Genomic DNA, 8,987 nt, shown 5'->3' with positions numbered 1-8,987 from the left:
GGCTCTCTTAGACTGGTTATGGCAAATTAGCAATTTAAATGAGCTTAAACCCTTAAGTAGCAAAGGCTCTAACAGAATCAAAAGCCTGTTTTATTAGAATTGCTTTTTTTAATCTCCATGATTCTTGCGTAGCAAGGATTATGGAGATTATTTTTTAGTATTTTATCATAGCTAGTCTAAAAGAGCCCTAATTCTAAAGTCCAGTCATATCTTTACAATTGAGTAGGTTGATAGCCAGTTAGGGACTCAGGACAACCAGCTTCATAAGAGTTGACACGAAACGCTGGGGGTAAGGGGATTAAGTATAGAATTTCAATTTTCAAAAGAGTAAAGCTATTCGTGGTTTTATTAAATTGCTTTAAAGATATATCTCCCCAAGCAAAATATGAAGATCTAGTGGGAGCCAAAAAAAACAGAGGATTATCCTCGCTATCAGTGTTGCAAGCATTCCATAACTCCTGAGAAGACAGTTCAGAGAGAACCTGCTGGCGACAGTTTAAATAATTCTCAATAATTGCATTTTCTGAGTTAGCCATTTTAGGGAAAAGTAACAAGTTTGCAAAAGAGACAATATTGCTGATATGATTATACATCAATGTAAGTGCATCTATTGTACTCTAGTTTGTTGGCAAAATCGGTATTAGGCACACACCAGTCCTGTTAGTCAAGCCTTCTGCTTAGGAGCAACTCACGACCAGACGCGCCCGGTTTTGTGTCTACACTCAAAACTATCCGACTTAGAAAGGAGGGGTTTTGAGGTAACATTATTACCGATAGCTACAGCCAAATAGCCACTCAAAACTATGACCGAAAAGCGAAGGGTCAAGTCGGGGCGGGTTTAGTCGCATCTGGGTAAGCCAAAAAAGGATAATAGTGGCTCTTTCAGACTAACTATGATAAAATACTAAAAAATAATCTCCATAATCCTTGCTACGCAAGAATCATGGAGATTTAAAAAAGCAATTCTAATAAAACAGGCTTTTGATTCTGTTAGAGCCTTTGCTACTTAAGGGTTTAAGCTCATTTAAATTGCTAATTTGCCATAACCAGTCTAAGAGAGCCATAATAGTGAAACCCGCCCCTACACCTTAAAAATTTACAATTCAAAACTATTGAAATGATGTCTCAACTACCTCCACTCAATACCGAAACCCTTTGGCAAATTTTGAACGAAGAACTCGATGATGATACCGTCAATCAGCTTGTCTGGCATTATTTGGGGTATCGCTATGACCCAGAAACAAGCCAATGGGATTGTACCAACGTACCTCCAGAATGGTATGAAAACTATCCAGAACCCCCCAACTTTATCGAGAGTCGTCCCGCCACCACTAAACTCACTCGTTCGATTCCCAAGGAAAATAAACAGTTATTGAAAGAACAGTTAGGATTTAAAGGCTATAAAATCGGCGAATTTAGTCCGAGACAGACTCGTCGAGCTACGATGGCGAATTGGTTGTTAAGTTACATGAAAGATACGGGATTGAGCCAAGAGTGAATTCATTGATCACGAATAGCATCACCAGCTTAACACTCACAAACCCTGGGCAATGGTTTAGCGATCGCATCCTCCTGGCGGTTCCCGTCAGTGAGGATAAAGGGAATGTGGCAGAAGTCGTCAGTTTCCTGATTATTCTGTTACTCGTCGCCACCGCCGTGGCGTTGATTTCGCGACGATTCCGTATCCCGTATATTACGGGGTTAGTGTTAGCCGGATTAGCGATAACGGAACTCTTACCTAGTCGCATCGGCTTGGATTCGGCGCTAATTTTTAATCTATTTTTACCGATTCTTCTGTTTGAAGCGGCAATTAATACTGATATTTCCCGCCTCCGCAGCACGATTAAACCGATTGCTTTACTCGCCGGACCCGGTGTGTTGATCTGTTCGGGAATTACTTCAGTTTTATTGAAACTCGAATTAGGGATTGATTGGATACCCGCCGCGATGGTGGGTGTGATTTTATCCATTACCGATACCGCTTTAGTCATTGCCGTATTTAAAGAAGTTTCAGTTCCCCACCGACTGGTTACTCTAGTTGAGGGAGAAAGCCTACTCAATGATGATGTCGCCTTGGTCTTATTTAGCCTAATTTTGACGATTCATGAAACGGGAGGCGTATCCGCGCTGGATGTGATTCAAGAATTTTTATTTGTGCTAATTGGCGGTGCTTTAGTCGGCGCGGCGTTGGGATATCTAAGTATTGGGTTATTGAGCCAAACGGAAGATCCCTTAGGCGGACTTTTACTCACCGTGGCTCTAGCCTTAGGCGCATTCCAAGCGGGAGAATTATTACATGTATCCGGTGTTGTTTCTGTAGTCATCGCCGGACTCGTTGTCGGCAATTTTGAACATTCTCAGGTAACATCGGCATCCAATCAAGTTACGTTATTTAGCTTCTGGGAGTATGCGGGGTTTGGGGTTAATACGTTTATTTTCTTGCTGATTGGCTTGGAGATCAACATTATTACCATTTGGCAAACCTTACCCGCTATACTTTTAGCCTTTATTGCCTATCAAGTTGGGCGTTTGCTCACGGTTTATCCGTTGTTAGCCTTCGTCCGTTTTTTCGACAAACCGATTCCGATGCGTTGGCGACATATTCTCTTAGCGGGTAACATTAAAGGCTCCCTCTCCACCGCCCTAGCCTTGAGTCTACCTGCTGATTTGCCAGGGCGGGAGACGCTGCTGGCGATCGTTTTAGGGATTGTTTTGGTTTCCTTGGTGGGACAGGGGCTAAGTTTACCGTGGATGGTGCGCCATTTGAAGTTATCCCATCGGTCAGCATCTTATCAGCAAATTGAGGAATTGCAAGCTCAATTGATGACAGCTAAAGCCGCACAAGATGAATTAGGAAGTCTGCTAAAAGCTGGAGTATTACCGAAATCAATTTATGAAGAAATGCGAGCCTCCTATCAACTGCGAGTCGCCACGGCTGATAGAACCTTGCGGGAAATCTATAACCAGCGTTCAGAAAATTCACCAGAAAATCGCAGCGATCGCACGAAACTAGAAGCCATTCGCCGCCAATTACTTTTGGCAGAAAAAGGAGCGTTAACAGACGCCCTACGTAAGCGAATTTTATCTGACGCTGTGGTACAAGAGCGAATTAAACGGATTGATGAGCTGTTGTTAAAATTGGAAGATGATTAGTGCAGCATAGCGTAAATTTAGGCTTACTTCCTTTATGTTATACTTATGTATGGCTAAATATAAAATTAAATACCAAGCTCTTCAAAGAGACTGCTTTGACAGCAAAGGTAAAAAAGGGATGAGCAAAATTATCACTGACCGTCGAAATTCATTAATAGTGGCAACAGAGAGTTGTCGTTATCAGGTTATTGGTTACCCCGATAGGGCGATCTATGCTGCCTCTCGTCGTCGGTACCGTATTAAGGGGAGTCGGGGAACAATAGTTTCCGGTAAGACTTCTCAGCTAATCGCTGCACAAAGTTTGAATCCATCAAAGGAACAAACTATCACTTCCGATTCTTTAACGATGAGAGCTATACAAGCTTTCATGGATACTGAGGATGAATGGGCAGAGGTGTACGCCAACCTTGCAAAATCTTGAATTTATTCCAGAAGATGCAGTTATCGCTATCCATGATAGATTGATAGAACGGTTTGGTGGGGCGCTGGGTTTAAGAGACAAGGGTTTACTTGAATCAGCTCTTTCCCAGCCTCAGCAAACTTTTTCTGGTGAATTACTCCATCCCACTATTCATGAACAAGCCGCCGCTTATCTTTATCATTTAGCCAAGAATCATGCTTTTATAGATGGCAATAAGAGAATTGCCCTAGCGACAGCCATTACTTTTATTCAACTTAACGGTTATAAACTAACTCTTGACAAGCCTGAAGCTGAGCAGTTGGTATTGAATGTGGTTGAATCAAAGATAACGAAAGAGGAACTTTTCGTCATATTCGAGAATCATATTCAATCACTAAACGTTTAACCTAGGGACTTGCAAGGAAAACAGATTAGAGCAATCATTTTTCCTTGTATTCCCTGTTTTGTAAATCTATTCGAGTGGCGCAAGTTTAGAGCCAACCCCTAAAAAATCGATGACTTGGTGCAACAGGTCTGCTTTTGTCACCACGAGTATCGTTGATCCGGGTTCAAGTACCGTATTGTCATTGGGAATGACTAAATCCGCATGGGGATGGTGTTGATAGCCAATGATTAAAGACCCCTCTGGAAACCGAGAATCCTGAATCACTTGAGCCACAGTACGCCCTGCAACATCTGACTCCCCCGGTACTCCCAGTTTAAAGACTTCCACTTGACCTTGTTCATAGTGCATGATCGATTCCACTTCCGGATATTCGATCGCGTTGACCATGCGATTGACAGCTAAGTCAACCGTACTAATGATATGATGAGCGCCAGCAATGCGTAGAGGCTCCTTAAAATCCCGTTGGCGGATGCGAGTAATAATATGGGTAACGCCATAGTGTTTAGCCAGGGTAACCATTGCCAGATTCAAGGCATCATCTCGCAGCACCGCCGCCATCGCATCGGCTTTGCGAATCCCGGCTTCGAGTAACACTTGGGTGGTGACAGCACTCCCTTCAAATGCCATAACCCCCACTTGTTCGCGAGCATACCGACAAGCCGCAGGGTCTTTATCAATAATCGCGATCGTATGTCCTAATTCCACTAACTGCTGGGCTAAACTTAATCCCACTAATCCCGCGCCGCCGATTAATACGTACATGATTCCTTTGTCATTGGTCATTGGTCATTTGTCATTTGTGATAATTGAACGGTCAGGTCGGGGCGGGTTTAGTTATATCAGGGTGAAAACGAAACGTTAGTGGTAAAACCCGCCCCTACACAATCTCCCTCATCTTCCCCATCACCCCCATCTCCCCCATCACCCCATCACCCCCATCTCCCCCATCTCCCTCATCTTCCCCATCTCCCCCATCACCCCATCTCCCCATCTCCCCATCACCGCCAGCTTCCCCTGCTTAGCGGATGACAGAAGCAGACTAAAAATGGTACAAAATCTTAGTTTAAATTAAACGGGATAATTAAGTGAGGAAGCGGAATGTATATTATCCAGGTTGCTTCTGAATGCGCCCCTGTGATCAAAGCTGGTGGCTTAGGGGATGTGGTTTATGGTCTGAGTCGGGAGTTAGAGATTCAGGGGCATTGCATCGAGCTGATTCTACCCAAATACGACAACATGCGCTATGACCACATCTGGGGACTCCATGATGCCTATATTAATCTATGGGTGCCCTGGTACGGTGCGGCGATTCACTGTTCCGTCTATTGTGGTTGGGTTCATGGACGAGTCTGTTTCTTTATCGAACCCCATTCCCAGGATAATTTCTTCAATCGGGGCTGCTACTACGGTTGTGATGACGATAACATTCGGTTTGCTTTCTTTTGTAAAGCCGCTTTAGAGTTTATCCTTCAGAGTAATAAGCGTCCTGATGTGATCCACTGTCACGATTGGCAGACGGGTTTACTTCCAGTCATGCTCTTTGAGATCTACAAATATCATGGTATGGCAAATCAACGAGTATGCTACACCATCCACAATTTTAAGCACCAAGGAATGGGGGGAAGTGAAATCCTGGGGGCAACAGGGTTGAATCGGGAAGCCTATTATTTTCAGGATGATCGCCTGAAAGATAATTTTAATCCCTTTGCCATCAACTTTATGAAAGGCGGTATTGTTTACGCCAATGCGATAACGACGGTTTCTCCTCATCATGCCTGGGAAGCTCGGTTCACGCCCATCGGATGTGGGTTAGGTCATACGTTACATTTGCATCATGATAAGTTTACCGGGATTCTCAATGGCATTAATGATGATTTTTGGAATCCGGAACAAGATCGCTATATTCCCTATCACTACGCCCCGGATAGTTTTGAAGACAAAGCGAAAAATAAAAAAGCGTTGCGGGAACAGCTTTTAATTCAGGATGTCGATAAACCAATTGTGGCGTTTATTGGTCGTTTAGATGATCAAAAAGGTGTTCATCTTGTGCATCATGCTGTCTATTACTCCCTGCATAAGGGCGCTCAATTCGTTTTATTAGGGTCAGCGACAGCGGCGGCAATTAATTCCTGGTTCTGGCACGAGAAATACTACTTAAATGATAATCCGGATGTTCACTTGGAACTGGGCTTTAATGAAGAATTATCTCATTTGATTTATGCTGGAGCCGATTTTATACTGGTTCCGAGCAATTACGAACCCTGCGGACTGACTCAGATCATTGGTTTAAAGTATGGAACCGTGCCAATTGTGCGGAGTGTGGGGGGACTGGTCAATACTGTATTTGACCGCGATCACGACTCGACTCACCCCATGGACAAACGCAATGGATATGTATTTAATCACACCGATTATTATGCGTTAGAATCCGCGATGAATCGGGCGTTGGGATTGTGGTATGACTATTCTGAAGAGTTCCGGAAACTAGCAATTCAAGGTATGGCGTATGATTACTCGTGGAGTGCTTCGGCATCTAAGTATGTGAAAATTTATGACATGATCCGACATCAATAGGGGTATTCGTGATATTGATGTTAACTAAAACCCCTCACCCCCAGCCCCTCTCCCACTCTGGGGAGAGGGGAGCAAGAGGGATGTAAAATGGAAGTGGCTTAGAGACATATCATAATGTATTGAACAGTAATATAGCAATCCTATTTGAGTCGTGTCCAAAAATCCCATCCAATAGTCCAAGTCAATCAATAAAGACCAATCCAGAAATTGCTGTATCGTCTCTGGCTTCTTGCTAACTGTGATAGAATTTGGGTAGCATTATTGATTGAGCGGTTGACTGGAATAAACATAGACCGCTCTTTTTTACCACAAAACAAACCCATTTCTTGTTAATTTTTGGAAAAAGTCAAAAAATTATTGTCTATTGCTTTTACTCTGAGCGATACATTCTTTCTTACTGAAGTTCTCCCAGCCGAAGAGCAAACCAAGAGCGATCGCGCTCTCAATAATACCATCGCCTTAGCTGGGATTGTGCTGGGGATTAGCGGCTTAACCGCTACCGCAATTTCTGTACAACAACCCCAGCCGAAATCCTACGCCGATTTTGAGTTTTTATCCTCATCCATTTTTATCTGGAGTCTCGGTTTAAGCTTTCCGTTTATCATCTTCCTCTTCTATCGCTTTATCGCTGATCTGTGGCGACGTTAATCAATCTGGAATCAGGATTTATGGTGATTTTACCGGATATTATATTCCACTGTTATCGATCGCCTAAAAAGGCTGAAAAAGAATAGAAAAGGTAATTCCATTATCTTGTAGAGAACCTCCTTCATCCTCAACGCTATTGAGGGGAATTCCCCAATACAGTTGTGCTGACCACGACGGATCGCGTTGCCACAACAGCCCTAACCCAAGACTGGCTAAGGTGTTAGGATTAGTAACCTCATCCTCGTGGTTCCAAACGGTGCCAATATCGAAAAAAGGAGCAACTTGAACCGTGCCAATTCCCTCCGGTTGACTGATAATCGGGAAACGAACTTCCACGGAACCAACAATTCCATTGTCAGCCACACGCTGATTTTGGCGATACCCTCGCACTGTATCAATTCCGCCAATATTGAACTGTTCTAGCGGTAAGAGCGAATCATTAGAGAGTTGCGCTCCAGCGCGAGCGATAATAATACTATCAGCCCCTAAAGCCTGCACCCACTGAAACTGTCCCACCCAGCTCATAAACCGCCCATCAGTACCCGTATCATTGATGGTGGCGTCAAAAGCATCTAAGCCAAAACTAAACTGCGATCGCGCGGCTAAGACGCGATCAGTAGAACGGTTGAGCCAGTCTTGACTAAACCGCACCACGGTTACTTTCGATTCCCCATCTTCGGGTCCGAGGGAAAAGGAAAATGGGATATCATCTAGGACAAAAGTTTTGCTTTGACGCAAATCCAGAGACAAGGACAAGGCAAAGTCACTCGTTGGCGTATGAACAATCGGTTGGCGAAACCCCACGGAAAAGGTTTCTGAGTTGGAGTTAATATCTAAGACCGAAAACGGATCTTCAACAATATCACTATCGCTACGGTTGTAGCTGAGACTTAACATACCATCCCTGGGATTGAGGGGAATTTCATAACTCAGACTATACTGATCGACACCTTCGGTTATGCCATAATCGGCACTTATGCGATCGCCTAATCCCAATAGATTCCGATTCTCTACCCTCACCGTTCCCCCCAAGGAACCGACACTGGGAGAGTCTCGATTCTCTATAGTCACAGAACTCGCCCAAGGTTTTGCCTCTTCTATCTCTAGGGTTAACACACTGGTTCCAGCCATGGTTCCCGCCGATAACTCGGCTTGAATTTGATCCAGTACCGGATCAAGTTGCAGCAGTTGCAGCGCCTCCTCCAAGCGACGAATATTCACCGGGGTTTGCGTCGCCAACTGAATCCGCGATCGCACGTAATCATCCTGCAAACGTTCTAATCCTTGAATCTCAATGCGTTCGAGGCTCCCTTCAACCACCTGAATGCTCACCACACCATCGGTAATATCCTGAGACGGGAGAAATGCACCGGAAGTGGTGTAGCCATTGTCTGTATATAACTCGGTAATCGCCGTGCGAATCGCTAAGAGTTCTTCAAAGGAAGCATTTTGACCAATAAAGGATGCAACAGCATCTTGCAATTGTTCTGAAGAAAAAACCGTACTCCCTAATACCTCAACTCGTTCAACCGTGACATTAACCTCCACATCGGGTGATGGCGTCAGAAAGGGTTCTGGGGTGGGTGTGAGGGGGGGAAGTGATGGAGGCGTCTCTGGGGGCGTCGTCGGCAAAGAAGGCAGATTTGGACGAGTGGGTTCCAGGATTCCCGGTGGAATCTCTGGAGTCGTTTGGCTCATCGATGGCAAGTCTTGAGCTAAGGTGGTACAACTCCAGCTCAAATACGCCAAATTTAAAGCCCAAATCAAGCATTTAAACATAGAACAGTAGCGCCCAGCTCATCAGTT

The 8,987-nt window shown here is 44.4% G+C and carries 9 protein-coding genes; 6 read left to right on the top strand and 3 right to left on the bottom strand.

Annotated features, from left to right (window positions below):
- Positions 1 to 212 precede the first annotated feature (212 nt).
- The gene (locus RIB93_RS22075; protein ID WP_446375653.1) at positions 213 to 536 is read right to left on the bottom strand and encodes a hypothetical protein; all 324 of its coding nucleotides are present in this window, start codon (positions 534 to 536) and stop codon (positions 213 to 215) included.
- A 584-nt stretch (positions 537 to 1,120) separates the two neighbouring features.
- On the opposite strand from RIB93_RS22075, the gene RIB93_RS22070 reads away from it, so the two are divergent.
- The 4 genes from RIB93_RS22070 to RIB93_RS22055 are packed head-to-tail and all read left to right on the top strand — an operon-like array spanning position 1,121 to position 3,959.
- Positions 1,121 to 1,498 (top strand): DUF1823 family protein, encoded by a 378-nt coding sequence (locus tag RIB93_RS22070; RefSeq protein ID WP_446375659.1) that lies wholly within the window; start codon positions 1,121 to 1,123, stop codon positions 1,496 to 1,498.
- A 5-nt stretch (positions 1,499 to 1,503) separates the two neighbouring features.
- A complete protein-coding gene (locus RIB93_RS22065) occupies positions 1,504 to 3,153 on the top strand; it encodes a cation:proton antiporter (protein WP_446375657.1) in 1,650 nt (549 codons plus the stop codon).
- A gap of 49 nt (positions 3,154 to 3,202) precedes the next feature.
- Positions 3,203 to 3,574, top strand: coding sequence for a hypothetical protein (locus RIB93_RS22060; protein WP_446375651.1), 372 nt, complete (start codon positions 3,203 to 3,205; stop codon positions 3,572 to 3,574).
- Positions 3,561 to 3,959, top strand: a complete 399-nt coding sequence (locus RIB93_RS22055) for a type II toxin-antitoxin system death-on-curing family toxin (RefSeq protein ID WP_446375649.1) — start codon at positions 3,561 to 3,563, stop codon at positions 3,957 to 3,959. The genes RIB93_RS22060 and RIB93_RS22055 overlap by 14 nt, the downstream gene beginning before the upstream one ends.
- Positions 3,960 to 4,025: 66 nt before the next feature.
- Here the strand turns inward: RIB93_RS22055 and RIB93_RS22050 are convergent, their stop codons facing one another.
- Positions 4,026 to 4,721, bottom strand: coding sequence for a potassium channel family protein (locus RIB93_RS22050; protein WP_446375655.1), 696 nt, complete (start codon positions 4,719 to 4,721; stop codon positions 4,026 to 4,028).
- Positions 4,722 to 5,057: 336 nt separating this feature from the next.
- Here RIB93_RS22050 and glgA point away from each other — a divergent pair, with 336 nt between their 5' ends.
- The gene (gene glgA / locus RIB93_RS22045) at positions 5,058 to 6,533 is read left to right on the top strand and encodes a glycogen synthase GlgA (protein WP_446375647.1); all 1,476 of its coding nucleotides are present in this window, start codon (positions 5,058 to 5,060) and stop codon (positions 6,531 to 6,533) included.
- A gap of 357 nt (positions 6,534 to 6,890) precedes the next feature.
- Positions 6,891 to 7,181 carry a hypothetical protein gene (locus RIB93_RS22040; RefSeq protein WP_446375645.1) on the top strand — a complete coding sequence of 97 codons (291 nt, stop codon included), beginning with the start codon at positions 6,891 to 6,893 and terminating at the stop codon, positions 7,179 to 7,181.
- A 63-nt stretch (positions 7,182 to 7,244) separates the two neighbouring features.
- Here RIB93_RS22040 and RIB93_RS22035 read toward each other — a convergent pair whose 3' ends face one another.
- On the bottom strand, positions 7,245 to 8,960 hold the full coding sequence (locus RIB93_RS22035; protein WP_446375643.1) for a ShlB/FhaC/HecB family hemolysin secretion/activation protein: 1,716 nt from the start codon (positions 8,958 to 8,960) through the stop codon (positions 7,245 to 7,247).
- Between the last annotated feature and the right edge of the window lie 27 nt (positions 8,961 to 8,987).

Source organism: Coleofasciculus sp. D1-CHI-01, from assembly GCF_040218875.1.
Taxonomy (GTDB): Bacteria; Cyanobacteriota; Cyanobacteriia; order Cyanobacteriales; family Coleofasciculaceae; genus Coleofasciculus.
The sequence above is the reverse complement of the archived record's forward strand: the minus strand, read 5'-3'. Positions and strand labels throughout refer to the sequence as shown.